Below are 25682 nucleotides of genomic sequence, written 5' to 3' on the forward strand. Positions count from 1 at the left end.
CTGGGGGGCTACCCCCGCGCCGGCTGGTGGTGGGGCCGGGGGTGGGGTGGGGTGACCGCGGCCGTCCGGGCGGGGGGCGCGGGGGCCCCCCCGCGGCGGGGCCCCGCCCGGGGGCCCCCCCGGAGCGGGGCTGTTCGCCTGGTGCGTCAGAGCGACTGCGCCGCCGGCTTGACCATGCCCCGGACCGTGCGCGACTTCACGAACTCGCCGATCGCGGTCATCTCCCACTCACCGGAGTACTGCCGGATGAGCTTCGCCATCATGACGCCGGTCTGCGGTTCCGCGGTGGTCAGGTCGAACCGGACCAGTTCCTCACCTGTGGCGGCGTCGAGCAGTCGGCAGTACGCCTTGGCGACCTCGGTGAACTTCTGGCCGGAGAAGGAGTTGACGGTGAACACCAGGCCGGTGGCCTCGGCCGGGACCCGGCCCAGATCCACGACGATCACCTCGTCATCACCCGCGCCCTCACCGGTCAGATTGTCGCCCGAGTGCTTGACCGCACCGTTGAGGATGGAGAGCTTGCCGAAATAGCAGCTGTCCAGATGATTGCGCTGGGGGCCGTAGGCGATCACCGACGCGTCCAGGTCGATGTCCTTGCCACCGAAGGCAGGCTCCCATCCGAGACCCATCTTGACCTGGGAGAGCAGCGGACGGCCGCCCTTGACCAGGGACACGGTCTGGTTCTTCTGGAGGCTGACCCGCCCCTTGTCCAGATTGATCTTCCCGCTCGCGGCCGCGGGTGCCGCAGGCGCGGCAGCGGGGGCGGAGGCGGCGGGGGCCGCCGCGGCAGGCGCGGGTGCCTGTACGGGGGGTGCGGCGGCAGGCTCCTCGTCCACCGAGACCCCGAAGTCGGTGGCGATGCCCGCCAGGCCGTTGGCATACCCCTGGCCCACGGCGCGTGCCTTCCAGGCGCCGCCCCGCAGATAGATCTCCACGACCACCAGCGCGGTCTCGGTGCCCAGCTGGGGCGGGGTGAAGGTGGCCAGCACGGAGCCGCCGTCGGCGTCCCGGATGGTGGCCGTGGGCTCGATGCCCTGGAAGCTCTGGCCTGCTGCGTCCGGGCTCGCCGTGACGACGATCTTCTCGATCCCGGCCGGGACGGCCGCGGTGTCGACGATGATCGCGTCGGGGGCCGCGCCCCCGCCTGATCGATGGGTGACACCGGGCCCCGAGGGCTGGTTGTAGAAGATGAAATCGTCGTCGGAGCGCACCTTGCCGTCGGCCGTGAGCAGCAGGCCCGAGACGTCAAGCCGTACGGGAGCGGTGACGTCCACCGCCACACGCGTGGCGGCCAGGGGGATGTTCGAGCCGGGGGTCATAGCTGTCATGACTGGGGTAACGAGCGAGGCGGCTTTGCCGTTCCCTTACCTTCGGCACCTTCGGCCGAATGGCGTCTATCGCCGACCCGACCGGTTCCTCGGATGCTGGCGGGCCTGCCGCTCGTTCCCGAACCGGTACGCCCCAGTCCAGCGGGCCATCACGAGCTGCGCGTCGCCCGACTCGACCTCGGACAGGAAGGTGCCGGCACGCGCTCCGCGCAGTGTGGCGGCGGAGCGGCCGCGGTGGGTGATGGTGACGGTGCCGTCACCACGCTGCTCGTAATGGAATCCGGAAGGTCTCGGCATGACCGGAATGATGCCCGCGGCCCACCAGGTCCGTCATCCCTATTCCGCGGGCGCCGGTCCCACCCGGGCCCGGCCCGTCGCGCGCATGGCCCTTCACACCGGGACCGCGCGCGCCGCGCTCTCACGGCGGCGCGCGGTGCGGTCGAGGAGCGCCAGCCACACCGCGGGGACCGTCCCCAGCACGCCGACGACGGGGAGCAGCACCCGCACATCGGCCACCGCGACCAGACCCGCGCCCAGGGCGACACCCACCGCGTTCGGCACGAACAGCAGGGAGTTGGCGGTCGCGGCGGTACTGCCCAGCACCGCGTCCGGGGTGTCGCGCTGCACCGCCGTCATGGCCGCGATCAGCACACACGGGAGTCCGAGCCCGATCGCCGCACTGCACACCAGGGCCAGCCCGTCATACGGCAGCGACCGCAGCCCCACCGCCACCGCGAACAGCGCGATGCCCGCCGCGGCGAAGGCCGTGCCCGTCAGCCGCCTCGACAGGGGCCCGGCCACCAGCCCTGCCAGCACGGATCCCGCACCCTGCACCGTGTACAGCACCCCCGTGAAGCCGGGCCCGCGACCGAGCACCGTGTCGACGACCGCGTACACCACCGCGCCGTTCAGCCCGGCGACCAGCATCGTGGCACCACCCGCCAGCACAAGCGGCCGCAACGTACCGGACCGCCACAGACAGCGCGCACCGTCGGCGGCGGTGGCCCACGGGCGCCCCGGTACGCCCGGGGCCGGGCGTACCGGACCGGTGTCGCGTATCCGCATCGCCGCGAACGCCACCGCGGCCAGTGCGAACGTCGCCGCGTCGAGCAGTGCCACCGCCGACCCGCCGAACCGGGCGAACAACCCCGCCGCGACCAGCGGCGCGATCAGCTTCGCGCCTTCGTTCACCGTCATCCTCAGCCCGTTGACATCGGCGAGCAGCCGCTCGTCGACCGTGCTCGCGACCAGGGCGGATTCCGCCGCATCCGCGATGACCCCGCCCGTTCCGTACACCGCCAGGACGCAGAAGAGCAGCCAGACCCGTCCGGCGGAGCCGACCAGCACCAAGGAGGGCAGCAGCAGGGCCATGGCGGCGGCCACCGCGACGACGAGCGTCCGTCGGGGCACCCGGTCGGCGACCGACCCGAGCCAGGGCCCGGCCAGCGCGGGAGCCCACAGGGCGAAGACCGCCAGGGCCGCCAGACTGTCGGATCCGGTCAGCGACTTCACCCAGATGCCGGAGACCAGCCACATCGCGGTGGTGCCGAAGCCGGAGACGACCACTCCGGTGAGATACAGCGCCGTGTCGCGGCGCTGAAGAACTGTCAGGTTGCGCATCCGGGCATGCTGGCAGGGTGAATGGCTTGCCCGGATGGGGAAGCCGCCCTGATGACGGGCCGGTGGGTGCCTTAGATAGCAGATGACGTAACACGGCCCCGGTCCGGGCGGATCCGGCGGCTGACCGACCAGCCGCCGGAACCGGCCCACCGCGGGTGCCGCCGCCACCGCCGAGGAGAGCCATGCCGACTTCGCAGCATCACCACCCCCTCGACCGGTACTTCCGGATCAGCGCACGGGGATCGACCGTCGCACGGGAGGTACGCGGCGGCTTCGCCACCTTCTTCACGATGGCCTACATCCTTGTGCTCAACCCGATCATCCTGGGCGGCGCCGAGGACAAGTACGGTCACACGCTCTCCGGACCGGCGCTCGTCACCTCCACGGCGCTGGTCGCCGCCGTGATGACCGCGATCCTGGGCCTCGGCGGCAATCTGCCGATCGCCATCGCCGCCGGTCTCGGCCTGAACGCCGTGGTCGCCTTCCAGCTCGCCCCGCTGATGAGCTGGGCGGACGCGATGGGCCTGGTGGTGGTCGAGGGCATCGTCATCTGCGTGCTGGTCGTCACCGGACTGCGTGAGGCGGTGATGCACGCCATCCCGCAGACGCTCAAACAGGCCATCAGCGTGGGCATCGGGCTCTTCATCGCGTTCATCGGCTTCATCGACGCCGGCTTCGTCACCCGGATCCCGGGAGAGACGGGCACCGTGCCCGTGCAACTGGGGGCCGGCGGTCAGCTGTCCGGCTGGCCGGTGCTCGTCTTCTGCCTGGGGCTGCTGTTCACCTGCGCGATGATGGCCCGCAGGATGCGCGGCGCGATCCTCATCTCGATCGTGGTGATGACGCTGATCGCGATCCTCATCGACGAGCTCGCGGACGTCGACCCCAACGCCTGGGGGCTGACCGTCCCCGACGTCCCCCCGAACATCATCGCCGCCCCCGACTTCCAACTTCTCGGTCAGTTCAGCCTGTTCGGCGCGTTCGGACAGGCCAGTGCGGTGACCATCGTCCTGCTGGTCTTCACGCTGCTGCTGAGCGACTTCTTCGACAGCATGGGCACGATCGTCGGCGTCACCAACGAGGCGGGACTGCTCGACGAGAACGGCGACGTCCCCAACCTCGGCCGGGTGCTGCTGATCGACGGTGCGGCGGCGGTCGCCGGCGGTATGGCCTCCTCCTCGTCCGCCACCTGCTACATCGAGTCGGCGTCGGGCGTCGCCGAGGGCGCCCGCACCGGGCTCGCCTCCCTCGTCACCGGTGCCCTCTTCGGCCTCGCGCTCCTGTTCACCCCGCTGGCCACGGTCGTCCCTGCCCAGGCCGCCGCCCCCGCCCTCGTCGTGGTGGGCTTCCTGCTGATGACCCAGGTACGGCACATCGACTGGGAGCGCTACGAGGTCGCCATCCCCGCCTTCCTGACGATCGCCATCATGCCCTTCACGTACTCCATCACCAACGGAATCGGGGCGGGATTCCTGTCGTACGTCGTCATCAAGACCGTGCTGGGCAAGGCACGCGAGGTGCACTGGCTGCTGTGGACCGTATCGGCGCTGTTCGTCCTCTACTTCGCGATCGGTCCGGTCGAGGAACTGCTCGGGATCAGTTGACCCGGTGGCCGTGGTCGTCGACGTGGCTGCGGCCACGGTCGCCCGTGCGGGGGCGGGCCTCGTGCCACAGCGCCGCACCCGTCAGCGCCGCACCGAGCCCCTCCCAGAGACCCACCCCCAGAAATCCGGCCGGCGCCCGCCCGGTGACCACCGCGGTCGTGAACACCGCACAGGTCAGCAGCCGGAACGGCACCGTCCACCGGAAGAAGGCCCGCCAGTCGGCCAGGGCGGCCAGGATGTAGTACACGCCCATGTTGACCGCGGCCATCGAGGACGCGGTGAGGAACACCAGCGTGTGGTCACCCGGCGCCCGGTCCCCGCCCGGGTCAGGCACCGGGGCGAAGCCCATCAGACTGATCAGCGCATCCGGAGCGACCAGCCCCACCACGCCGAGCGCGGCGGCGAGCACACCGAACACCGCCATGGTCCAGCCGGACAGGGAACGGGGCAGGGGGCGCACTGAAGTCCTCCGGTCTGCAAGGAAGTTGAAGCCAGGATGGCCGACCTCCTGCATATCGTGCGCCCGGCCCCGCCCGCCCACCGGGGTGCTCAGCGCAGCGCGGCTCGCATCATCTTCTGGGCGACCGGAGCGGCGAGACCGTTGCCGCTCACCTCGGAGCGTTCCGCCCCCGAGTCCTCGATGATCACCGCGACGGCCACCTCGTCACCGCCGGCCGTGTCCTTCGCGTACGACGTGAACCAGGCGTACGGCGTCTTGCTGTTGTTCTCCCCGTGCTGGGCGGTCCCGGTCTTGCCGCCCACCTCGGCACCGTCGATCCGCGCGTTGGCGCCCGTGCCGTCCTCGACGACGGTGACCATGGCACTGCGCAGCTGCCGCGCCGTGGACGAGGACACGATCCGCTCCGATCCCGTTTCCTCGTCGCTCTCCACGGTCGAGCCGTCCGCGTCGACGACCTTGGAGACCATGTGCGGGTCCGCCATGATCCCGTCGTTGGCCAGGGCCGCGGACACCATCGCCATCTGCAGGGGAGTAGCCGTCACGTCGAACTGGCCGATGCCGGTCAGCGCGGTCTGCGCCGCGTCCATCCCGGACGGATACACGCTCTTGGTGGCGCGCACCGGGACGTCCTGTTCCGCGTCGTTGAAGCCGAACTTCTCGGCCGTCGCCCGTACCTTCTCCTGCCCCAGGTCAGCGGCCATCTTCCCGAAGACGTTGTTGCAGGAGTACCGGAGCGCGGTGCGGATGCTGGCGTTCTCGCACGGCGCGGACGGATTCTCGTTCGGCAGCACGGTGCGGGTGTTCGGCAGCGTGTACGGGGACGGGCTGTCCGTGCGCTCGTCCACGGAGGAGTACAGCCCGTCCTCCAGCGCAGCCGCGGCGACCACCAGCTTGAAGGTCGAGCCAGGGGGCAGCGGCTGGCGCAGCGCCCGGTTGAGCATCGGCTGGTCCTTGCTCTCCGTGAGCCGCTTCCAGGCATCGCCATCGTGCGTGCCGCTGATCGTCGACGGATCGTACGACGGGGTGCTCACCATCCCCAGGATCCGGCCGGTCTTCGGGTCGATGGCGACCGCCGCGCCCTTGTTGTCGCCGAGCGCCTCGTAACCGGCTTTCTGTACGGCCGGGTCGATGGTCGTCAGCACGTCCCCGGGCCGCTCCGGCTTTCCGGTGAGCACGTCCAGCGGGTTCTTCAGACGGTTCGCCGAGCCGTCGAGCACCTCCCCGTAGATGCCCTCGAGCTGGGTGGCACCGTACGCCTGCGAGCTGTAGCCGGTGACCGGGGCGTAGAGCTCGCCATCGGTGTAGGTCCGCCGGTACGCGAGATCGCCGCTTCTGGTCCTGCTCGAACCCGTGACCGGTGCGCCGGCCACGACGATGTCGCCGAGCGGCTGCGCGTACTTCGCGATGGTGTTCCGCCGGTTGTTGCTGCCGTCCGTGAGTGCCTCGGCCCGATACGCCTGCACCCAGGTCGCCTGCACCAGCAGGGCGAGCACGAGGAGGAGGCTGAAGACCGCGGCGTGTCTGATCGTCTTGTTCATCCCTGGTGAGGACGACCGGCCCGGAGGCTTTCGTTCCGTTCTGCCGGCTTTCTCAGGAGATCCTCATCCGGGATCCTGCGCCGGTCCGGTCTCAGCGCACCGGAAATCCGAAGTCGTATCCCTGCTGCCGAAGCCACGGCAGGACCTCGCGCAGAGCGGCAACCGTCTGGCTGCGGTCTCCGCCCGCGTCGTGGAAGAGAATGGTGGGCCCGTTGGAGACCTCGTTCTTCACGGTCGCCACCATCTCGGCTGCCCCTGGTCGCTTGAAGTCCTTGGAGTCCACGTTCCAGCCCAGTGGCCGCATGCCCTGCGCGGCGGCGATCTGACGGCTGTAGGGAGTGAAGGCGCCGCCCGGGGCGCGGTAGTAGAGCGGCTTGACGCCCCCTGAGGCCTCGGTGATCATCTTTGCCGCGTCCAGGATCTCCTGGGACTGACGGGCACGTGTAGCGCTGCCCATGGTCGTGTCGTGGGAGACGGAGTGGTCGCACAGCAGGTGCCCGTCCGCCACGACGGCCTTGACCAGATCGGGATGGGCTTTGGCCTGCGTTCCGACCATGCAGAAGGTCGCCTTGACACCGTTGTCCTTGAGTACGGCGAGGACCTGAGGTGTCCAAGTCGGGTCCGGACCATCGTCGATCGTGATGTTGACGCCCTTGTCACCCACGTCGGAGGCGTGCGCGATGTCCATGTTGACGGTGGGTGCCGGCAGCTTGGGATCCGGAACGGAGGTCTGGCCCACGATCGGCTTCGGCTCCGGCTTCGCGGATACGGCCGACTCCGTTCCGGGAGGGGCGGCCTGGCTCGTCCATGCCGCTGCCAGGGCGGTGATCCCCGCCACACCGATCGCCGCCACCATTACACGGCCGTTCATCCCCAGGCTTCGACGCCGCCCCATGTCCGCTCTCCGCTCTCCCCTGCGCCTGACTTGCCACCCGGGAGGACGGGAGTGACGGCGTGACGGATCCGCTTATTACCAATCCCGAACATTTCCGTGGCCGGAGCCGCCCCTCTCGGCGCCGACTGCCCCGTCCGTGCCCGCCTTCACCGCTCTGCGGTGCCCACGGCGGACGCGGCCGGCGTTCGCGTCGGCCTCGGCTGCCGGACACTCAGGCGGGTGGACCCGGGGTGATGAAGCCCGACTCGTACGCCGCGATCACGGCCTGGGTGCGGTCACGCGTGCCGGTCTTCGCCAGCACCGCCGCCACGTGTGTCTTCGCCGTGGCATGACCGACCGCCAGCCGCTCACCGATCTCCGTGTTCGTCAGTCCCTTGGCCATCAGCCGCAGCACGTCCGCCTCGCGCTCCGTCAGCCGCGCCGCCCACCTCGGCGGTTGGGGAGCGAGACGGGCATGGGCGGCGGCGAGACCGCGCAGTGCGGCCGGATACAGCAGCGAGTCGCTGCGCGCCACCAGTCGCACCGCCGCCACGAGGTCCTGGGCACCGGACCTCTTGAGCAGGAAGCCCGCGGCACCGGCGCGCAGGGCGTCGTACACGTACGAGTCGTTCTCGAAGGTCGTCACGACCACGATCCGCGGCGCCGGGTCGAGAGTGCCGAGTATCTGCTCGGTGGCGCGTATGCCGTCGACCTCCGGCATTCGTACGTCCATCAGCACCACATCGGGCCGCAACCGCCGCACCAGCGAAACCGCCTCCGCGCCCGTGGTCGCCTCGCCCACCACTTCCAGGTCCGGTTCGGCGTCGATGATCACCCGCAGCGCGGTGCGGACCATCCGCTCGTCGTCGGCCAGGACGACCCGGACCGTGCTCGTCGAACTCGCTGTGTTCGTCGTGCTCGTCGCCGTCACCGTGCACCTCGCGCGCCGGCGAGCGGGAGCCTGGCGGTCAGCAGCCACGCACCACCGTCGACGGGGCCTGCCTCGGCATGGCCGCCGAGCAGGGCGGCACGCTCGGCGATTCCGCGCAGTCCACGGCCGCCGCCGGGCCGGACCACGGCTCGCCGGTCCGGCAGCGGGTTCTCGACGGTGATCAGCAAGATGTCGTCCTCCCGGGCGATATGCAGCGATACGGGTCGGCGAACTCCGTGTGGTGACCCGGCGGCATCGGTGCCGCCGTACCGCTGGGCGTTGCTGAGTCCTTCCTGCACGATGCGGTACGCGTCACGCGAGATCCGCTCCGGGACCCGGGCGAGATCGGCGCCGAGTCGGTACGCGACGGTCAACCCGCAGTTTCCGATGAGGAGTTCCAAGGACTCCAGGGTGGGTCCGGTCAGCCCATGGGGTTCGTCGGGTTCGTCTTCCTGCCGCAGCAGCCCCAGCACACCGTCGAGTTCACCGACGGTACGGCGCGTGGTCTGCTCGATCGCGGCCAGCGCCTCCCGGACGAAGGCCCGGTGGCCCGGTGCGTCACTGTCCAGGACCCTGAGTGCGGCCCCCGCCTGGAGGGTCACCGCGCTCAGCGCATGCCCCACCGAGTCGTGCAGCTCGCGTGCCAGCCGGTTGCGCGCGGCGAGCTCCGCCGCGCGCCGCTCGGCCGCCGCGACCCGGTCGGCGGGCGTCGGCCCCAGCAGCGCCGGTGCCAGCCACGCGAGCAGCGCCCCGGCCGCTGCCGCGCAGCCGACCAGCGCCAGCAGCATCGCGGCCCCGGCGAACGGCGCGAGGGCCAGGACCCAGGGCCGGTCGAGCGCCGCGGGCAGCCGCACCCACTCGCGGACCCCCGCCGACAGCGGCAGCAGCGCCGTGGTCACGGCGAACGGCGGAAGGGCCAGCGACGCCCCGCTGATCAGCCCGCCCACCCCGACGTGCAGGGTGAACCAGCCAGCCGTGCGCAGCCTGGCCCCCCGCGAAACGGCCGGGGCGTCCGCGAAGAGCTCCGGGGCCACCCCGCACAGCGCCTTGGCCGCGGCCACCGACATGAGCCGGGTCAGCGGGAACACCGCGGTGGCCGCGGCCAGCGGCAGGGCGACGGCGTACGCCCCGAACTGCGCCGCGTACGAACCGCCGAAGATGCCTTCCGCCCCGAGCAGCGGTCCCATCGCGACCATGCCGAGCAGCCAGTACGGCATCAGCAGGGCACCGCCCAGGATCAGATGCACCCAGCGCCGCCGCGCCCGGGCGCCGAACAGAGCCGCGAAACGGCGCCTCATGCGCCCCATGTGCCGCGCCGCCGCAGGAGGACGGCGGTACAGGCAACCACCAGCAGACCGACGATCATGCCGCCAGCGTAGGTCAGCGTGGTCAACTGCGAGACATCTTCGGTGCCTTCGGCCGCGGGCAACGCCGCGGCGATCAGCAGCCAGACGCCCCAGCAGCCGACCGCACCCGATCCCAGCCAGGCCATGCCCAACGGCAGGCGTACCGGAAGGGCCCGCCCACTGCGGAAGGCGAGCATCAGCAGGCCGGCGGCCGCGGCGACGAGATACAGCGCGTCGACCATCTGGAGGACGTGGAAATCCGGCCCGCGCCGGGCCGCTTGGGTAGGGGAGAGGCCGGTGGTCGCGCCGAGCGCCCAGAGTGCGTGCAGCGCGATGAGGAAGAGCGCGAGCACGGCACCGGCCACGGCGGCCGCCCTGAGCCCCCGGCCGCCGGCGGGCAGGTCCCCGACCCGGCCCTGCCACAGGTGCGCCCAGCGCTCGCGGGCGTACAGCACGAACAGCGTTCCCAGGCAGAGGCCCTGGATGATGAAGCCGGTGTAGACGACGTGGAAGACCCACGGATCGAGGAACTTCCCGTCCATGGCGGCCTCTGGATCCGCCGCACCGTTCGTGGCCGCGAGAAGCGCCTGCACCGGAAAGCCGACCATGATCGGCAGCAGCAGTCCGCCCGCGCCCCACATCGGTACGGCGAGCAGCCAGGACGGCAGACACCGGCCCCAGGGCTGGGTCAGCAGCAGGGCGAGGACGATGACGGCACCGTCCATCAGCACGGTCACGCTGTTGGCGACGGCCATCAGCACGCGGTGTTCCAGCAGCACGCTGCCCTCGGGTATGCCGATCCGGCTGCCCGCGATCCAGGCGACCTTGAGGGCGAGATACGGGACGCAGGAGGCGATCTCGACGGCCCGCAGAACCTTGCGGGCCCGGCTGGGCGGCGCCGGGGGGACAGCGGTGAGCGGCGTGTGTGTCATGCAGACCACCCTCGCGGCCCGCACCCTCACGGCACCTCCTGCCCGGAGAGGAACCGTCTCCGCCGTGCGGCGGAGAGCCCACCGCACGTGGGGGGACAGGAGGACACCTGGTGTCCCTTGACCCTGCCAAACACCCGGAAATAGGGTCCGCACCGTTGCGCACATCGATTCCGGGGAAGGAAAGCCGTGGTGGAAGCAGCACCAGTCTGGAGCGTGGACCCCCGAACCGGGAATCAGCGCGAACAGGTCGCGGTCGAGGCCACGGCCGCAGAGGTCGACCAGGTGGTGCGCGCCGCGCACGCCGCCCGGGCCGCGCTGGCCGACCGTACGGTCCGCGCCGCGCTGCTGCGTACCGCCGCCGACCTCCTCGACGAAGCGGGCGAGTACGTCATCGAGGCCGCCGACGCCGAGACCGCGCTGGGTCCGGTGCGCCTCACCGGTGAACTGGCCCGGACCACCGGGCAGTTGCGTGCCTTCGCCGACGCCGTGGACGAAGGCTCCTTCCTCGACATCCGTATCGACCACCCCGACGCGGGCCGCACCCCGCCCCTGCCGGACCTGCGCCGCTGGCGGATCCCGCTCGGCGTGGTCGCCGTCTACGCGGCGAGCAACTTCCCGCTGGCCTTCTCGGTGCCCGGGGGCGACACCGCCAGCGCGCTCGCGGCCGGCTGCCCCGTCGTCATCAAGGCCCACCCCGACCATCCGGCCACCTCCGAACTGTGCGCGTCGGTGCTGCGGCGCGCCGCTCAGCGGGTGGGACTGCCGGAGGACCTGATCGCCCTGGTGCACGGGTTCGACGCGGGAGTGGAGCTGGTGCGCCACCCACTGGTGGCGGCTGCGGGGTTCACGGGTTCGGTACGCGGCGGGCGGGCGCTCTTCGACGCCGCGGCGGCCAGGCCCGTGCCGATCCCCTTCCACGGCGAACTCGGTTCGCTCAACCCGGTGGTGGTCACCGAGGCCGCCGCGGCCGAGCGGGCCGAGGCGATCGGCGCGGGCCTGGCCGGGTCGATGACCCTGGGCGAGGGCCAGTTCTGCACCAAGCCGGGCTTTGTGCTCGCGCCTGCGGGCGATGTGGGGGACAGGCTTCTGAAGTCCCTGACAGCGGCGGTGAGCGAGACCGAGCCGGGGGTGATGCTCGACCACCGGATGCGGGAGGCCTTCATCGCGGGCGTCGCCGAACGGGCCTCGCTGGACGGCGTGGAGACACCCGTGACACCTGGCGCAGGAGGTGAGCACACCGTCAGCGCGGGCTATCTGACCGTACCCGCCGGGCTGCTGGCCACCGAGGGCCCGCACGATCTGCTCCTGGAGGAGTGCTTCGGCCCGGTCACCGTCGTCGCCCGCTACGAGTCCCGCGTCGAGATCGAGGCGGTACTCGCCCGGCTGCCGGGCAATCTCACGGCGACGGTTCACCTCGCCGGGGCCGAGGCCGCGGACGGCACCGCGGCGGAGCTGCTCGACTCGCTCGTGCCGCTCGCGGGCCGGGTGCTGGTCGACGGCTGGCCGACCGGCGTGGCCGTCGCCCCCGCCCAGTACCACGGCGGTCCCTACCCGGCCGCCACCTCCACCTTCACCTCCGTGGGCGCCAGCGCGATCGAGCGCTGGCTGAGACCGGTCGCCTACCAGTCCGTCCCGTCCGTCCTCCTCCCTCCGGAGCTGCGCGACGGGAATCCGCTGGGCCTGCCGCGCCTGGTCGACGGCCGCCCGGAGGGTCTGGAAAGCTGACCGGGTGACCGAGGAGACCACCCTGCCGGAGCTCCCTTTCCCGCTCCGCCCGTACGGCCCCGATGCCCACTGGTCGTACGAGAACGGCACGCTCACCGGCTGGGCGGGTGCCCGCCAGGACCGATTCGTCCCGCCCACCGCCGATGCCCTCGACCCGGTCTCCGACGCACCCCGGCTGCTCGGCGCGCCCGAGGGCGACTTCCAGCTGATCGCGCGTGTCAAAGCCGGCTTCGGCGCGGCCTTCGACGCGGGCGCGCTCTACCTCCACGTCGCCGAGCGTGAATGGGCCAAGCTCTGTCTGGAGCTGTCCCCCGACACCCCGACCGTCTGTACGGTCGTCACCCGGGGGCACTCCGACGACGCCAACTCCTTCGCCGTCGACGGCGACCGCGCCTGGCTGCGCATGAGCCGCACCGGCGGTGCCTTCGCCTTCCACGCGTCCACGGACGGCACCCACTGGACCTTCGTCCGGATCTTCCGCCTCGGCACCCCCGACCAGGCGGAGGCCGCACTGGTCGGCTTCATGGCCCAGTCCCCCGTGGGCGAGGGCTGCGTCGTCGCCTTCGACCACATCGAGTTCCGCCCTTCCTGGCCGGACGGGCTGCGCGACGGTTCCTGACCCGGAATGCACCGGCGTCCACGTGTGTTGCCCCACCGAGCGGCGGCTTCGCCCGTCCGCTCGCCATGACACCCCGACCGAAGAGAAAGCTGTTCCATGCGCGTCGAGATCTGGAGCGACATCGCCTGCCCGTGGTGCTACATCGGCAAGGCCCGCTTCGAGAAGGGCCTCGCGGCCTTCGCCCACGGTGACGAGGTCGAGGTCGTGCACCGCTCCTTCGAGCTCGATCCGCACCGCGCCAAGGGGGAGACCGCCCCGGTGATCGAGATGCTCGCGAAGAAGTACGGGCGCACCCTCGATGAGGCGCGGGCGATGGAGGAGCACGTCGCGGCCACCGCGCGTGCGGAAGGACTCGGTTACCGCATCGAGGGACGCGACCACGGCAACACCTTTGACGTGCACCGTCTGCTGCACCTCGCCAGGGTGCGAGGGCGCCAGGACGCGCTGCTCGACCTCGCCTACCGGGCGAACTTCGCCGAGGAGCGGTCCGTCTTCGACCCCGAGGTGCTGGTCGGGCTCGCCGTCGAGGCCGGTCTGGACGCCGACGAGGCCCGGTCGGTCCTCGCAGACGAGGGCGCCTACGCGGACGAGGTGCGGGCGGACGAGCGCGAGGCCGCCGAGCTGGGGGCGAACGCCGTGCCGTTCTTCGTCCTCGACCGGCGCTACGGCGTCTCCGGCGGGCAGCCTGCCGAGGTGTTCACCCGCGCTCTGGAGCAGGCCTGGGAGGGCCGGGACGGCACGCCCGTGGACACGGGCGGGGCTGTAGGAGCCTGCGAGGCCGACGACGCGTGCGAGGTTCCCCCGCGTCGTTGATCACCCGGGGCCGGGCGGTGATTCCGCGAGCGACGTAGTGTGCACGTACATGGACACTCTGGGAGGCGCCGAGTTCGCGCCCACATCGACCTATCTGAGCACGTCCACCTGCGGGCTGCTGCCCCGGCGTTCGGTCGAGGCCGTCAGGCGGCTCGCCGAGGACATCGCCGCCGGATGGGCGGGAGGCTCGGGCAGTTTCGAGGCCACCGAGGCCGCGCGTGCGTCCTTCGGGCGGATCGTCGGCGTCGGCGCCGAGCGGGTGGCGATCGGGGGCTCGGTGGCCGTCCATGTCGGGCTGATCGCGGCCTCGCTGCCCGCGGGGGCCGAAGTCGTCGCGCCTGAGGGGGAGTTCAGCTCCGTGGTCACCCCCTTCGTGGCCCGGGGCGATCTGAAGGTGCGGTACGTGCCGCTGGAGCGGATCGCCGAGGCGGTCGGTCCGGGAACGGCGCTGGTCGCGCTGTCCGCCGTGCAGTCGGCCGATGGGCGGGTCGCGGATCTCGCCGCCGTACGGGGCGCGGCGAGCGCCCATGGGGCTCGTGTGCTGCTCGACGCCAGTCAGGCCGCGGGGTGGCTGCCACTGGAGGCGGGGGAGTACGACTACACCGTCACCGCCGGCTTCAAGTACCTGCTCTGTCCGCGCGGGGCCTCGTTCCTCACCGTCACGGAGGACGCGCAGCGGTCGCTGGCCCCGGTTCATGCGGGGTGGCTGGCGGCCGAGGACCTGTCGCGGGGCTCCTATGGGCCGGTGGAGGAGTTCGCCCGGTCGGCCCGGCGCTATGACGAGCCGCCGGCGTTCCTCGCGTACCACGCGGCGGAGCACTCACTCGCGCTGGTCGAGCAGGTCGGGGTGGAGCGGATCCACGCCCACGGCACCGCGCTCGCGGCTCGCTTCCGCAGGGGGCTCACGGAGCTCGGGTACGCCCCCGTCCCGGGGGAGTCCGCCATCGTGGCCGTGCCCGGGCTCGGGGACCGGGAGCCGGAGCTGGCCCGGGCCGGGATCGTCGTGGCGGCCCGCGCGGGGAACATGCGGGCCTCGTTCCACCTCTACAACTCGGAAGCGGACGTCGACAGGGCACTCGACGTGCTGTCCGGCTGAGCACCGATCTCCGGGCACTCGGCCGTCTCCGGGCACAGGTTCTCCTCGACCCTGGCCAGGAGCCGGCCGAGCTCGGCGCGTTCGGCCTGGTCGAGGCCGGCGAGTGTGTGCTCCTCCAGCTCGCGCCAGGCCCGGCTGACATCGGCGAACAGCGCACAGCTGGTCTCCGTCGCCTCGACGAGCACCGCACGCCGATCGGCAGGGTCGGGGCAGCGGCGGACATGCCCTGACTGCTCGAGGCGCTGGAGCATCTTGGTGATGGTCGACGGGTCGAGCTCACAGATCTTGATGAGCTCCGACTGCCGCACCGGCCCCTTCTGCCACAGCAGCATCATCACGGCCTCCTGGCCGGGATAGAGCCCGACCTGCCGCAGGAGCCTGCCCGCGGCCATGCGGTGCAGCCGGGCCACCCGCGTGACGGCGTGGCCCACCGGTCCGCAGGCTGCGGCCTCGGGCGGCTGGTCGCCGGTGCAGGAGGGGGCGACCTCGGGCTTCATCAGGCCTCCTGGAGTCTTGAGAGCGGGGTCGTCGGGGTAGCCCCCGACGTTCCCATATGTTCCTCCTTCCAGATTACCTTGGTCGGCCAATCAATGGGGTACAGTGAACCTCGAGCCAATTGCTTGGCCGACCAATGTTCCCGTTCAGGAGGCCCCCCATGACCACCGCCTTCGACCCGATCGACCTGTCCGGTACCCGGCTCGCCAACCGCGTCGCCATGGCCCCGATGACCCGCAGCCGCGCCTTCGGCCCCGGTCTCACCCCGACCGACTCCACCGTGGAGTACTACACCCAGCGCGCCTCGGCCGGTCTGATCATCACCGAGGGGATCCAGCCGTCCGCCGTGGGCCAGGGCTATCCCGACACCCCAGGTCTGCACAGCGCGGAGCAGCTCGCCGCCTGGCGCCGGGTCACCGACGCCGTACACGCCAAGGGCGGCCGGATCTTCGCCCAGCTGATGCACGCGGGCCGGATCGGCCACCCGGATGTGCTGCCCGGCGAGCTGACCCCGGTCGGACCGTCGGCGGTCGCAGCCGACGGCCAGGTGTTCACCCAAGAGGGCCCCAAGGACATCGGCACACCGCGCGAGCTGACCGGCGACGAGGTGCGCGCCACCATCGAGGACTTCGCCGCCGCCGCTCGGCGCGCCGTCGAGGCCGGCTTCGACGGGGTCGAGCTGCACGGCGCCAACGGCTACCTCATCCACCAGTTCATCGCGCCGAACACCAACCGCCGCACCGACGAGTGGGGCGGCGACGCGGAGTCCCGTATCCGCTTCGCCGTCGAGGTCACCAAGGCCGTGGCCGAGGCCATCGGCCCCGAGCGCACCGCCATCCGGATCTCGCCGACCAACCCGTACAACGACATCGCCGAGCCGCTGGACGAGGCGGAGCGGGCCTATCCGGCGCTGCTCGGCGAGCTGGAAGCGCTGGGCATCGCGTATGTGCACATCCTGGAGGCCACCCCCGCGCTGCGACCGCTGACGCTCGACCTGCGCAAGGAGTTCTCCGGCACGATCGTCCTCAACCCGGCGACCGACGGGCCCACCGGCCACGACGCCCTGACCCTGGTCGAGGACGGGATCGCCGACATCGTGGCGTACGGCGCGCTGTTCCTCGCCAACCCGGACCTTCCGGCCCGGCTCGCGGCGGGCGGACCGTACAACACCCCCGACCCGGCCACGTTCTTCGGCGGGAGCGACAAGGGATACATCGACTACCCGGCGCTCACCGGCTGACCGACGGCGAACGGGCCGGTCGCGCAGCACGCGACCGGCCCGTTCTTCCCTCCGGTGTGATCAGCGCACCGGGGTGAAGTCCCGCGCCCCGATGAACGACGGCCGGGGCACCGGCGCCGCGAACGGCTCCTGGGCCGTGTTCTCCACGCTGTTGAACACGATGAAGACGTTGCTGCGCGGATACGGGGTGATGTTGTCCCCCGACCCGTGCATCGCGTTGCAGTCGAACCAGGTCGCGGACCCGGCCTTGCCCGTGAACAGCCGGATGCCGTGCCGGTCGGCGAAGGCGGTCAGCACCTCGTCGGAGGGCGTGCCCGCGTCCTGCATCTGAAGCGACTTCTTGTAGTTGTCCTTCGGTGTCTCACCCGAGCAGCCCAGGAACGTCCTGTGCGATCCGGGCATGATCATCAGACCGCCGTTGGTGTCGAGGTTCTCGGTCAGCGCGATCGACACCGACACGGTCCGCATCCGCGGGAGTCCGTCCTCGGCGTGCCAGGTCTCGAAGTCCGAGTGCCAGTAGAAGCCCGAGGCCCCGAAGCCCGGCTTGACGTTGATCCGGGACTGGTGGACGTACACGTCGGAGCCGAGGATCTGCCGTGCCTTGCCCACGACCCGTTCATCGCGCACCAGCCCGGCGAACAGCTCGCTGATCCTGTGCACTTCGAACACCGTGCGCACGTCCTGGGACTTCGGCTCGACGATCGAGCGCTCGTCGGCCCTGATCGCCGGATCCGAGACCAGGCGGTCGAGCTCGGTGCGGTAGATCGCCACCTCGGCCGGGGTGATCAGCTCATCGACCGCCAGGAAGCCGTCGCGCTCATACGACTGGAGCGCCGACGGGGCGATCGGTCCTGGCGCCCCCGGCGTTGACCAGACGACCGGGTCCTGACGGGGGACGGCCGCCTCGGTCGCCCCGCGGGTCGGGTAGAGATCGGTGATCGCGGTGGTCATGTGTCAGCCCTCCTCGGTCAACAGGGGGTAGACGCCGTTCTCGTCGTGGTCCTCCCGTCCGGTCACGGGCGGATTGAAGACGCAGACACAGCGGAAATCGGTCTTGGGGCGCAGCGTGTGACGCTCGTGCCCGTCCAGCAGGTACATCGTGCCGGGCTCGATCCAGTGCGACTCGCCGGTCTCGTCGTCGGTGAGCTCGGCCTCGCCCTCGACGCACAGCACGGCCTCGATGTGGTTCGCGTACCACATCGACGTCTCCGTACCCGCGTACAGCACGGTCTCGTGCAGCGAGAAGCCCACCTTCTCCTTGGCAAGCACGATGCGCTTGCTCTCCCAGGTGCCGGACTTGGCCCTGACGTGCCGGTCGGTGCTCTCGATGTCCTTCAGTGAACGGACGATCACGGTGGATTCAGAACCTTTCTCTTCCGGGCTTCCAGGTGTGTGGTGATGCAGGTGTGCGGTGATGCAGGTGTGCGGTGATTCAGGCCGTCTCGCGGACGGCGCGGGCGAGGGTGCTGAGGCCCTCGTCCAGTTCGTCGGGCGTCACGGTCAGCGGCGGCAGCAGTTTGACGACCTCGCTCTCCGGGCCGGAGGTCTCCAGCAGCAGACCCAGCTCGAAGGCGCGGGCGCAGACGGCGGACGCCCGGCTCTTGTCGGCGAACTCCATGCCCCAGACCAGGCCCCGGCCGCGGAAGTGGACCCCGGCCGCCGAGTTCTCGTCGGCGATCGACAGGAGGGTCTGCTCGACCTGCTCACCGCGGGCGATGGTCTGCTTCTCCATCTGGCCGTCGGCCCAGTACGTGTCCAGCGCGGCGGCGGCGGTCACGAACGCCGGGTTGTTGCCGCGGAACGTGCCGTTGTGCTCGCCCGGCTCCCAGATGTCCAGCTCGGGTGCGAACAGGCAGAGCGACATGGGCAGTCCGTAGCCGCTGATCGACTTGGACAGCGTGACGATGTCCGGGGTGATGCCCGCCTCCTCGAAGGAGAAGAACGCACCGGTGCGGCCACAGCCCATCTGGATGTCGTCCACGATGAGCAGCATGTCCTGGCGGTGGCAGAGGTCGGCCAGCGCACGCAGCCACTCGGCGCGTGCCACGTTGATACCGCCCTCGCCCTGCACGGTCTCGACGATGACCGCCGCGGGCTTGTTGAGGCCGGAGCCCTGGTCCTCCAGCAGACGCTCGAACCAGAGGAAGTCCGGCACCTGACCGTCGAAGTAGTTGTCGAACGGCATCGGCGTGCCGTGGACCAGCGGTATCCCGGCGCCCGCCCGTTTGAAGGCGTTGCCCGTCACGGCCAGCGAGCCCAGCGACATCCCGTGGAAGGCGTTGGTGAACGAGACGATCGCCTCGCGGCCCTTCACCTTGCGGGCCAGCTTGAGAGCGGCCTCCACGGCGTTGGTGCCGGTCGGGCCCGGGAACATCACCTTGTACGGCAGATCACGCGGCCGCAGCACGATGTTCTGGAACGACTCCAGGAAGGCACGCTTCGCGGTCGTCGCCATGTCCAGACCGTGGGTGATGCCGTCACGCTCCAGGTAGTCCAGCAGCGCGCGTTTGAGCACAGGGTTGTTGTGGCCGTAGTTGAGTGATCCTGCGCCGGCGAAGAAGTCGAGGTAGGAATGGCCGTCCTCGTCGGTGAGGCGAGCGCCCTGCGCACGGTCGAACACGGCGGGCCAACCGCGGCAGTAGCTGCGCACCTCCGACTCCAGGGTCTCGAAGACACTCAGGGCGGGCGGGGTGATGGTCACAGCGTTCTCTCCTGGTGTGGGGTGTTCTGGCTGGAACGAGAGCGGGGAACGAGGGGCTGGATCGGGGGCGGGCCGAGAGCCGGGCTCTGGCGGCGGCCTCGCCGGGGCCGGCGCTCAGCCCGCGATCGGCCCGATGCGGTACAGCACTTCGGGCTGATGCCCCCCGTCGGGGAACAGCCCGCCGTCGAAGAGCACCTCGCGCTCGAGGCTCGCGCCCCGGCGTGCCGCGAAGGAGGCGAAGAGGCGGTCGGACGCGGTGTTGTCGGGCGTGACGGTGGTCTCGATCGCGCGGATCCCCTGTGCGGCGGTGACCCGCACGGCCAGCGCCTCCAGGAGTGTCCCGGCGAGTCCGCGGCCCCGGTGCGCCTCGTCGACGGCGACCTGCCAGACGACCAGGGTGTCCGGGCGCTCGGGCCGGATGTAACCGGTGATGAACGCGATCGGTTCGCCGTCCGTGCCGCGGGCCACCGCGGACGTCGCGGCGAAGTCGCGGCACCACAGCAGATAGCTGTACGAGGAGTTCAGGTCCAGGACCTCGGAGTCGCGGGCTATTCGCCAGATCGCGGCTCCGTCCTCCACGCGTGGGCTGTCGATGCTCAATGTGGTGGTCATGCGAATTGAATTTACCGAGCAAATTGCTGGATTGCATGTGGCCAGGGGGTTGGGTGAAGCGTGGTTGTGTGTTATCGCGCGTGCGCGGGCCTGGCGCGAGTGGTTTCCGAACTGGGCGATTTTGTGGGGGAGTTATCGGGGCAAAGAATCTCTGATGTGGAGTCGGTCACATGCGGGCCGAGCTGGGGATCGTGCCCGGAATGAGGCGCTGCATCCTTGCGGAACCTTGGCGTTTAGGGTGAGGGAAACGGGGCAGGAGAATGCGGGGAGCTACTTTCTTTGGAATTCCTCTGCGTATTCCTGAATTCAGGACCTATTTGTTTCCGTAAAGGTGGTGGGTGGGGGGTGGTGCGGGCTGGGCGGGGATGCCGGGAATTTCCCGGGAGGCCCGGGGGCCGGCGGAGCCGGCGTCCCCTGCCGGTGGCGCCATCGGGGCTCGTAGAGTGCATGCCATGAGCGATGGTGTGGTGCTGCATGTGAAGGGTCGGGTGCTCGTCGGTCCGGAGGAGGTGCGGGACGAGCTGTGGGTGGTCGGTGGCCGCATCACCTTCCAGCGCCCCGTGACCGCGGACGTACGCACCGTGGACGGCTGGGTACTGCCCGGTCTGGTCGACGCCCACTGCCACGTGGGACTCGACGCACACGGCGCCGTGGACGAGGTGACCAGCGAGAAGCAGGCGCTGACCGACCGTGACGCGGGCACCCTCCTCATCAGGGACGCCGGTTCACCCGCCGACACCCGCTGGATCGACGAGCGTGACGATCTGCCCAAGATCATCAGGGCTGGCCGGCATATCGCCCGCACTCGCCGCTACATCCGCAACTACGCCCATGAGATCGAGCCGGAGGACCTCGTCGCCTATGTCTCGCGGGAGGCCCGCCGCGGCGACGGCTGGGTCAAGCTGGTCGGCGACTGGCTCGACCGCGAACACGGTGACCTGGGAGCCTGCTGGCCGCGTGAAGCCGTCGAGGCGGCCATCACCGAGGCGCACCGGCTGGGTGCCCGGGTCACCGCCCACTGCTTCGCCGAGGAATCCCTGCGGGACCTCGTGGAAGCGGGCATCGACTGCATCGAGCACGCGACCGGGCTGACGGAGGAGACCATCCCGTTGTTCGCCGAGCGGGGTGTCGCGATCGTGCCGACTCTGGTCAACATCGCGACGTTCCCGAAGCTCGCGGAAGGCGGCGAGGGCAAGTTCCCACGCTGGGCGGCCCATATGCGACGACTGCACGAGCGCCGCTACGACACCGTGCGCTCGGCGTACGACGCCGGCGTGCCGGTGTTCGTCGGCACGGACGCGGGTGGCTCGCTGCCCCACGGGCTCGTCGCCGCGGAGGTCGCCGAGCTGGTGAAGGCCGGCATCCCCGTGGTGGAGGCGCTCTCCGCGACCGCGTGGGGCGCACGAAGCTGGCTCGGGCGCCCGGGGCTTGAAGAGGGCGCCCCGGCGGACCTGGTGGTGTACGAGGCGGATCCGCGGGCGGATGCGGCGGTGCTGGCCGCGCCGCGAAGGGTGGTCGTCAACGGTCGTGTGATGGCCTGACGCGCGCGTCGGGGGGCCGAAACGTCCACGGGTGAGCGATCGAATGCGAGCACGAAACCACACTTTGGAGTGAACTCACGCCGGGTGCGCGCGGGTTCACTCTTGGTGCGTAAGTATGCGGATGTTCCAGTCGCCGCCGTCGTACACGCGTCCCCGTGGTGGACGAGCCCGGCGACGCCTTGTCTCTTGTGGGGGTTTCACCACCGTGAACAGCAACACCTTCCGCATGCCCGCACGCCGCCCCGGATTCGCGGCCTCGGCGGCCGTCGTCGTCGGACTGGCCGTCGCAGGTCCCCTGGCCCTCGCCGTGCCCGCTCATGCCACGGGTGGCTCCGAAGGGCAGGCGAGTGCGGTCGTCCTGCGCACCGGCCTGGATGTCTCCCTTCTGAACAAGACCGTCCAAGTGCCGCTGAGGACGAGCCTCAACGAGGTGCATGCGCCCGGGAACGCGGAGAAGACCGCGCTCACCGTTCAGCTGGAAGGCGTCGACGAGGGGCGGCCGTTCAGCGTGCTGAGCGCGGACGCCGCCAGTGCCAGGGCCACCGCGAACCGGGAGCGTGCCGAGGGTGTCACCACTCTCGCGCACGCCAAGGTGCACGTCCCCGGCCTCGCCCTGCTCTCGCTGATCGAGGTCGAGAAGGTGACGGCGAAGGCGGTGTGCGCGGTGGGCGAGAAGCCGCAGGCCGCGGCCAATGTGCTCGGCACGGTGCGCGCGTTGGGGAAGAAGGTGACCCTCACGTCGGGGGCTCCGTCGAAGGTCGAGGTGCCGGGGGTCGGCACGGTCACGCTCGATCTGTCCCGTACGGAGACGACGTCCCGCACGGCGGCGGCGACGGCGCTTGAGCTGAAGGTGTCCGTGAACCCGCTGAAGCTGAACGTCGCGGAGGTCGAGGGCACGGTGACACTGGCGGCGGCGAGCTGCGAGTCCCCGGAAGCAGCCGCACCCGCACCGGATGTGCGGACCCAGACCGGAGCGGAACCAGCCGCCCCCCAGGTCTCGGCGTCCCCGGCCGCGGCCTCACCCGGGCCGAGCTCCGAGGGCCTCGCCGCGACCGGCGGCGGCTCCACCACCCCGTATGCCGCTGCGGCCGGTGTCGCGCTCCTGGCGACCGGCGCCGCCGCGGTGGCACTGTCGCGCCGCCGCGCCCGGGACTGACGCCGCCCCCGCGCCGAGGGGCCCGAGTGCTGCCACCGGGGCCGGCGGCTGCCCGCCCCGGGCCCGCGGGCCGGTGCTCCCTGCCCCGTAGCGGCCCGCCGGCCGGTCATTGCGGTCCGGCCGAGGTGCCGTACCGGTCAGGGGTTGCGGCCGGTCACTGCGGTCCGGCCGATGCGCCGTACCGGTCAGGGCTGAGGCAGCACCGTCGACGGCGCTGCGCCGTGCTCGGGGAAGACCCATGCCGCAGCTGTCGTCGAGACCCGAGCCGAACGGCCGGGCTGGACCGGCCTGCGGCGGGGGCCTCCGCGCTGCCGTGGCGCAAGCGCGGCTTCGGCCTCCGAGCCCGGGAAGGCCGGAGCTCAAGCGCGGCCCCGGCCGCCGCTCGTGGTCGCGCCCACTGCCGCCAGTGCCTGGTCCAGTGCCTGGAGGAAACGATTCGTCGTGGCGCGGTCGCGTACCGCCACCCGGAGCCAGTTCCGGTCGAGACCAGGGAACGTGTCGCCGCGTCGTACCGCGAAGCCCAGGCCCCGCAGGAGCTCGCGTACCCGGTCCGCGCGCTCCACGTGGATCAGCACGAACGGGCCCTGCGCCGTCGGCACCGTGCGCACCTCGTCGAACTCCGCGAGACCGGCCAGCAGATGCGCCCGTGCGGTGGTGATCTGCTCCGCCGCCCCGGCCGCTTCCACCAGCGCCCGTGACGACACACAGGCCTCGGCCGCCGCCAGCGCCGGAGTCGACACCGGCCACAGGGGCTGGGCCTGCTCCAGCGCGGCGATCGTCTCCGCGGCGGCCAGCACATAGCCGATCCGCAGTCCGGCGAGCCCCCAGGTCTTGGTGAGGCTGCGCAGTACCACGAGCCCCGGCACGTCGGTCACCGACGCCAGCGCCTCGCGCTCGCCGGGCACGGCGTCCATGAAGGCCTCGTCCACCACCAGGATCCGCCCCGGGCGGGCCAGCCGCGTGATGGCGCCGGCCGGGTGCAGCACCGATGTGGGGTTCGTCGGATTGCCGATGACCACCAGGTCCGCGTCGTCGGGTACGGCTCGCGGATCGAGCCGGAATCCGTCCTCCTCGCGCAGCACCACCCGGGTCACCTCGTGCCCCGCGTCCCGCAGCGCCGCCTCCGGCTCCGTGAACTGGGGGTGGACCACTGCCGGGCGGCTCACCCGCAGTCCGCGCGCCAGGAGCACGAACGCCTCCGCCGCGCCCGCCGTCAGCAGCACCCGTTCCACCGGGAGCCCGTGCCGGGCCGCGACCGCCGCCCGTGCCGTCCGTCCGTCGGGGTAGGCGGCGAGCGACGCCAGGGACGTGGCGATGTGCTCGCGCAGCCAGCGCGGGGGAGTGCCGGTGCGGACGTTGACCGCGAGGTCGGTCAGCCGGGCGTCCCGTACCTCCGCGTCGCCGTGGTGGCGCAGATCGTGGGGATCCAGCGGATCGTGCTGGTCGGTCGGGTCGGTCGGTATGTTCACGGGTGCTCCGCCGATCCCGGGACGGCGCGGGCTCCGCCACCGGCCGCGGACCCATGTCCGGCGCTGGCGGCCGCGATGAGCAATGCGGGCAGGGAAGTCACACGTTCTCCTCGAGGTGGGGCAGCGTTGCCGGTGGTGCCGGGGTTGGTGCTCGTGCTGGGGTATCGGCTCCGGAATCGGAGGCTACGGATCCAGCGGCACTGAAAGTCGTACGATCGCACACGTAACCCTGCCGGGTCGCCCCACCTCCCCCGATGTCGTTTTCGGAACGAGCAGTTCGCCCCCTTCTGCGAGTGCTGCGGCCTCTGCCACCGACGCCGTGCCCGTCGCGTCCCGTGCCACACCCGACGGATGCGGCACCGGCACCCTGGCCAGCACCCCCGCCGGATAGACCCGCACGGGTACCCCGAGCGTCGCCGCGGCGGCGACGATCCCCGGTTCGTCCGCCTTGGCGTCCACGGTCGCCAGGGCCACCACCGACCCCGGCCCGTGTGCGGCCTCCCGCAGCGCGGTCCGGATCAGCTCCAGCACCTCGGCGGCGGGCGCGCCGCGCCGTGCCCCGACACCGACCACCAGGCGGCTCATGGCGTGGCGCCCGCCGCCGACGGGGCGTTATCCGCTAGCAAGAACCCATGGCGGTGTTCGTCGCGCTCGGCGCGTTCCTGATGACGCTGTTCGGCGGCTGGACGGCGCAGCACGTGACCGACCGCAGGCACCTGGTCCTCGGCGTCGCGGGTGGGCTGATGCTCGGTGCGGCGGGTCTCGACCTGTTGCCGGAGGCGATGGCAGCGGCGGGTCACGAGGTCTTCGGAGTGCCGCAGGCTCTGCTGCTGTTCGTCGGCGGGTTCCTGGTCGCCCACCTCGTCGAGCGGATGCTGGCCGCCCGCCAGGCCTCGCACGGCGCGTACAACGGGGCGCGGAACGGTCATGACCACCGAGTACCGCAGGTCGGTATGACCGTGGCCGCGGCGATGGTGGGGCACAGCCTCATGGACGGGATCGCCATCGGCGCGGCCTTCCAGGCGGGCGGCGGGATGGGCGCCACGGTCGCGCTCGCCGTCATCAGCCATGACTTCGCCGACGGCTTCAACACGTACACCGTCACCAGCCTGTACGGGAACGAGCGCCGCAAGGCCCTGGCCATGCTGGTGGCCGCCGCTCTCGCGCCCGTCGTCGGCGCGGCGTCGACCCTGCTGTTCACCTTGCCGCCGGAACTGCTCGGCAGCTATCTCGGCTTCTTCGGCGGTGTGCTCGTCTACCTCGCGGCGGCCGAGATCCTGCCCGAGGCGCACCACCGCCACCCCGCACACTCCACGCTGCTGTGCACGGTGGGCGGTGTGGCATTCATCTGGCTGGTGACGGGCGTCGCGGAATGACACCGGACCGTGGCCGGTGCCGCCACAACGGACAGCCCGAGGCCGTATCGGAGAATTCCCGCCCGGCCCGCGACGCCTGGCCCGCGCACTCGCCGCGTTGTCGAGATCGTCCAGGTACGCCCCGTACGAGCCCGGCTTCCCCCAACCTCCGGTGGGGGTACCCGCACCGCCGTGCGATCGCACGCACCGGACACCGCGAGCCGCGC

25 protein-coding genes are annotated in these 25682 nt (G+C 71.3%); 9 read left to right on the top strand and 16 right to left on the bottom strand.

Annotated features, from left to right (window positions below; genetic code table 11):
- Positions 1–146 precede the first annotated feature (146 nt).
- The 3 genes from ACFV6V_RS12545 to ACFV6V_RS12555 form a co-directional block, all read right to left on the bottom strand.
- Positions 147–1319: a TerD family protein gene (locus ACFV6V_RS12545; protein ID WP_385563235.1), complete on the bottom strand. Its 1173-nt coding sequence runs from the start codon at positions 1317–1319 to the stop codon at positions 147–149.
- A 75-nt stretch (positions 1320–1394) separates the two neighbouring features.
- On the bottom strand, positions 1395–1625 hold the full coding sequence (locus ACFV6V_RS12550) for a hypothetical protein (protein ID WP_385563034.1): 231 nt from the start codon (positions 1623–1625) through the stop codon (positions 1395–1397).
- A gap of 93 nt (positions 1626–1718) precedes the next feature.
- The gene (locus ACFV6V_RS12555; protein WP_385563036.1) at positions 1719–2948 is read right to left on the bottom strand and encodes an MFS transporter; all 1230 of its coding nucleotides are present in this window, start codon (positions 2946–2948) and stop codon (positions 1719–1721) included.
- A 182-nt stretch (positions 2949–3130) separates the two neighbouring features.
- On the opposite strand from ACFV6V_RS12555, the gene ACFV6V_RS12560 reads away from it, so the two are divergent.
- Positions 3131–4552, top strand: a complete 1422-nt coding sequence (locus ACFV6V_RS12560) for an NCS2 family permease (RefSeq protein ID WP_385563039.1) — start codon at positions 3131–3133, stop codon at positions 4550–4552.
- On the opposite strand, the gene ACFV6V_RS12565 is transcribed toward ACFV6V_RS12560, so the two are convergent.
- The 6 genes from ACFV6V_RS12565 to ACFV6V_RS12590 form a co-directional block, all read right to left on the bottom strand.
- Positions 4545–4976, bottom strand: a complete 432-nt coding sequence (locus ACFV6V_RS12565) for a hypothetical protein (protein ID WP_385563238.1) — start codon at positions 4974–4976, stop codon at positions 4545–4547. The two genes, ACFV6V_RS12560 and ACFV6V_RS12565, sit on opposite strands and share 8 nt — an antisense overlap.
- A gap of 125 nt (positions 4977–5101) precedes the next feature.
- Positions 5102–6550 carry a peptidoglycan D,D-transpeptidase FtsI family protein gene (locus ACFV6V_RS12570; protein WP_385563042.1) on the bottom strand — a complete coding sequence of 483 codons (1449 nt, stop codon included), beginning with the start codon at positions 6548–6550 and terminating at the stop codon, positions 5102–5104.
- Between the two features lie 91 nt (positions 6551–6641).
- Positions 6642–7445 carry a polysaccharide deacetylase family protein gene (locus tag ACFV6V_RS12575; protein WP_385563045.1) on the bottom strand — a complete coding sequence of 268 codons (804 nt, stop codon included), beginning with the start codon at positions 7443–7445 and terminating at the stop codon, positions 6642–6644.
- A gap of 211 nt (positions 7446–7656) precedes the next feature.
- Positions 7657–8355 carry a response regulator gene (locus ACFV6V_RS12580; RefSeq protein WP_385563048.1) on the bottom strand — a complete coding sequence of 233 codons (699 nt, stop codon included), beginning with the start codon at positions 8353–8355 and terminating at the stop codon, positions 7657–7659.
- A complete protein-coding gene (locus ACFV6V_RS12585) occupies positions 8352–9653 on the bottom strand; it encodes a sensor histidine kinase (protein WP_385563050.1) in 1302 nt (433 codons plus the stop codon). The genes ACFV6V_RS12580 and ACFV6V_RS12585 overlap by 4 nt, the downstream gene beginning before the upstream one ends.
- Positions 9650–10633: a hypothetical protein gene (locus tag ACFV6V_RS12590; protein WP_385563053.1), complete on the bottom strand. Its 984-nt coding sequence runs from the start codon at positions 10631–10633 to the stop codon at positions 9650–9652. The genes ACFV6V_RS12585 and ACFV6V_RS12590 overlap by 4 nt, the downstream gene beginning before the upstream one ends.
- A 189-nt stretch (positions 10634–10822) precedes the next feature.
- Here ACFV6V_RS12590 and ACFV6V_RS12595 point away from each other — a divergent pair, with 189 nt between their 5' ends.
- From ACFV6V_RS12595 to ACFV6V_RS12610, 4 genes are all read left to right on the top strand, one after another.
- Complete coding sequence (locus ACFV6V_RS12595; protein WP_385563056.1) at positions 10823–12358, top strand: aldehyde dehydrogenase (NADP(+)); 1536 nt, start codon at positions 10823–10825, stop codon at positions 12356–12358.
- Positions 12359–12362: 4 nt separating this feature from the next.
- Positions 12363–12977 (top strand): DUF1349 domain-containing protein, encoded by a 615-nt coding sequence (locus ACFV6V_RS12600; protein ID WP_385563058.1) that lies wholly within the window; start codon positions 12363–12365, stop codon positions 12975–12977.
- Positions 12978–13073: 96 nt separating this feature from the next.
- Positions 13074–13790: a DsbA family oxidoreductase gene (locus ACFV6V_RS12605; RefSeq protein ID WP_385563061.1), complete on the top strand. Its 717-nt coding sequence runs from the start codon at positions 13074–13076 to the stop codon at positions 13788–13790.
- A 49-nt stretch (positions 13791–13839) separates the two neighbouring features.
- Entirely contained in the window at positions 13840–14886 is a 1047-nt protein-coding gene (locus ACFV6V_RS12610) for an aminotransferase class V-fold PLP-dependent enzyme (protein WP_385563064.1), read from the top strand.
- Here ACFV6V_RS12610 and ACFV6V_RS12615 read toward each other — a convergent pair.
- Complete coding sequence (locus tag ACFV6V_RS12615) at positions 14835–15383, bottom strand: MarR family winged helix-turn-helix transcriptional regulator (protein ID WP_385563067.1); 549 nt, start codon at positions 15381–15383, stop codon at positions 14835–14837. The genes ACFV6V_RS12610 and ACFV6V_RS12615 overlap by 52 nt on opposite strands.
- A gap of 158 nt (positions 15384–15541) precedes the next feature.
- Between ACFV6V_RS12615 and ACFV6V_RS12620 the strand changes: the two genes are divergently transcribed.
- Positions 15542–16621, top strand: coding sequence for an alkene reductase (locus ACFV6V_RS12620; RefSeq protein ID WP_385563070.1), 1080 nt, complete (start codon positions 15542–15544; stop codon positions 16619–16621).
- Between the two features lie 60 nt (positions 16622–16681).
- Here the strand turns inward: ACFV6V_RS12620 and thpD are convergent, their stop codons facing one another.
- The 4 genes from thpD to ectA form a co-directional block, all read right to left on the bottom strand.
- Entirely contained in the window at positions 16682–17572 is an 891-nt protein-coding gene (gene thpD / locus ACFV6V_RS12625; protein ID WP_385563073.1) for an ectoine hydroxylase, read from the bottom strand.
- A gap of 3 nt (positions 17573–17575) precedes the next feature.
- Positions 17576–17974 (bottom strand): ectoine synthase, encoded by a 399-nt coding sequence (locus ACFV6V_RS12630; protein ID WP_385563076.1) that lies wholly within the window; start codon positions 17972–17974, stop codon positions 17576–17578.
- 79 nt (positions 17975–18053) lie between these two features.
- Entirely contained in the window at positions 18054–19322 is a 1269-nt protein-coding gene (ectB, locus tag ACFV6V_RS12635; RefSeq protein WP_361277968.1) for a diaminobutyrate--2-oxoglutarate transaminase, read from the bottom strand.
- 114 nt (positions 19323–19436) lie between these two features.
- Positions 19437–19934, bottom strand: a complete 498-nt coding sequence (gene ectA, locus ACFV6V_RS12640; RefSeq protein WP_385563079.1) for a diaminobutyrate acetyltransferase — start codon at positions 19932–19934, stop codon at positions 19437–19439.
- A gap of 452 nt (positions 19935–20386) precedes the next feature.
- Between ectA and ACFV6V_RS12645 the strand changes: the two genes are divergently transcribed.
- A complete protein-coding gene (locus tag ACFV6V_RS12645) occupies positions 20387–21475 on the top strand; it encodes an amidohydrolase family protein (protein WP_385563082.1) in 1089 nt (362 codons plus the stop codon).
- A gap of 205 nt (positions 21476–21680) precedes the next feature.
- A complete protein-coding gene (locus ACFV6V_RS12650; protein WP_385563085.1) occupies positions 21681–22631 on the top strand; it encodes an SCO1860 family LAETG-anchored protein in 951 nt (316 codons plus the stop codon).
- 359 nt (positions 22632–22990) lie between these two features.
- Here ACFV6V_RS12650 and cobC read toward each other — a convergent pair whose 3' ends face one another.
- Positions 22991–24100 (bottom strand): Rv2231c family pyridoxal phosphate-dependent protein CobC, encoded by a 1110-nt coding sequence (gene cobC / locus ACFV6V_RS12655; RefSeq protein WP_385563088.1) that lies wholly within the window; start codon positions 24098–24100, stop codon positions 22991–22993.
- Positions 24101–24283: 183 nt separating this feature from the next.
- On the bottom strand, positions 24284–24685 hold the full coding sequence (locus ACFV6V_RS12660; protein ID WP_385563091.1) for a cobalamin biosynthesis protein: 402 nt from the start codon (positions 24683–24685) through the stop codon (positions 24284–24286).
- A gap of 47 nt (positions 24686–24732) precedes the next feature.
- Here ACFV6V_RS12660 and ACFV6V_RS12665 point away from each other — a divergent pair, with 47 nt between their 5' ends.
- Positions 24733–25476, top strand: coding sequence for a ZIP family metal transporter (locus ACFV6V_RS12665; protein WP_385563094.1), 744 nt, complete (start codon positions 24733–24735; stop codon positions 25474–25476).
- Positions 25477–25682 lie beyond the last annotated feature (206 nt).

It is taken from the genome of Streptomyces sp. NPDC059828, from assembly GCF_042731955.1.
Taxonomy (GTDB): Bacteria; Actinomycetota; Actinomycetes; order Streptomycetales; family Streptomycetaceae; genus Streptomyces.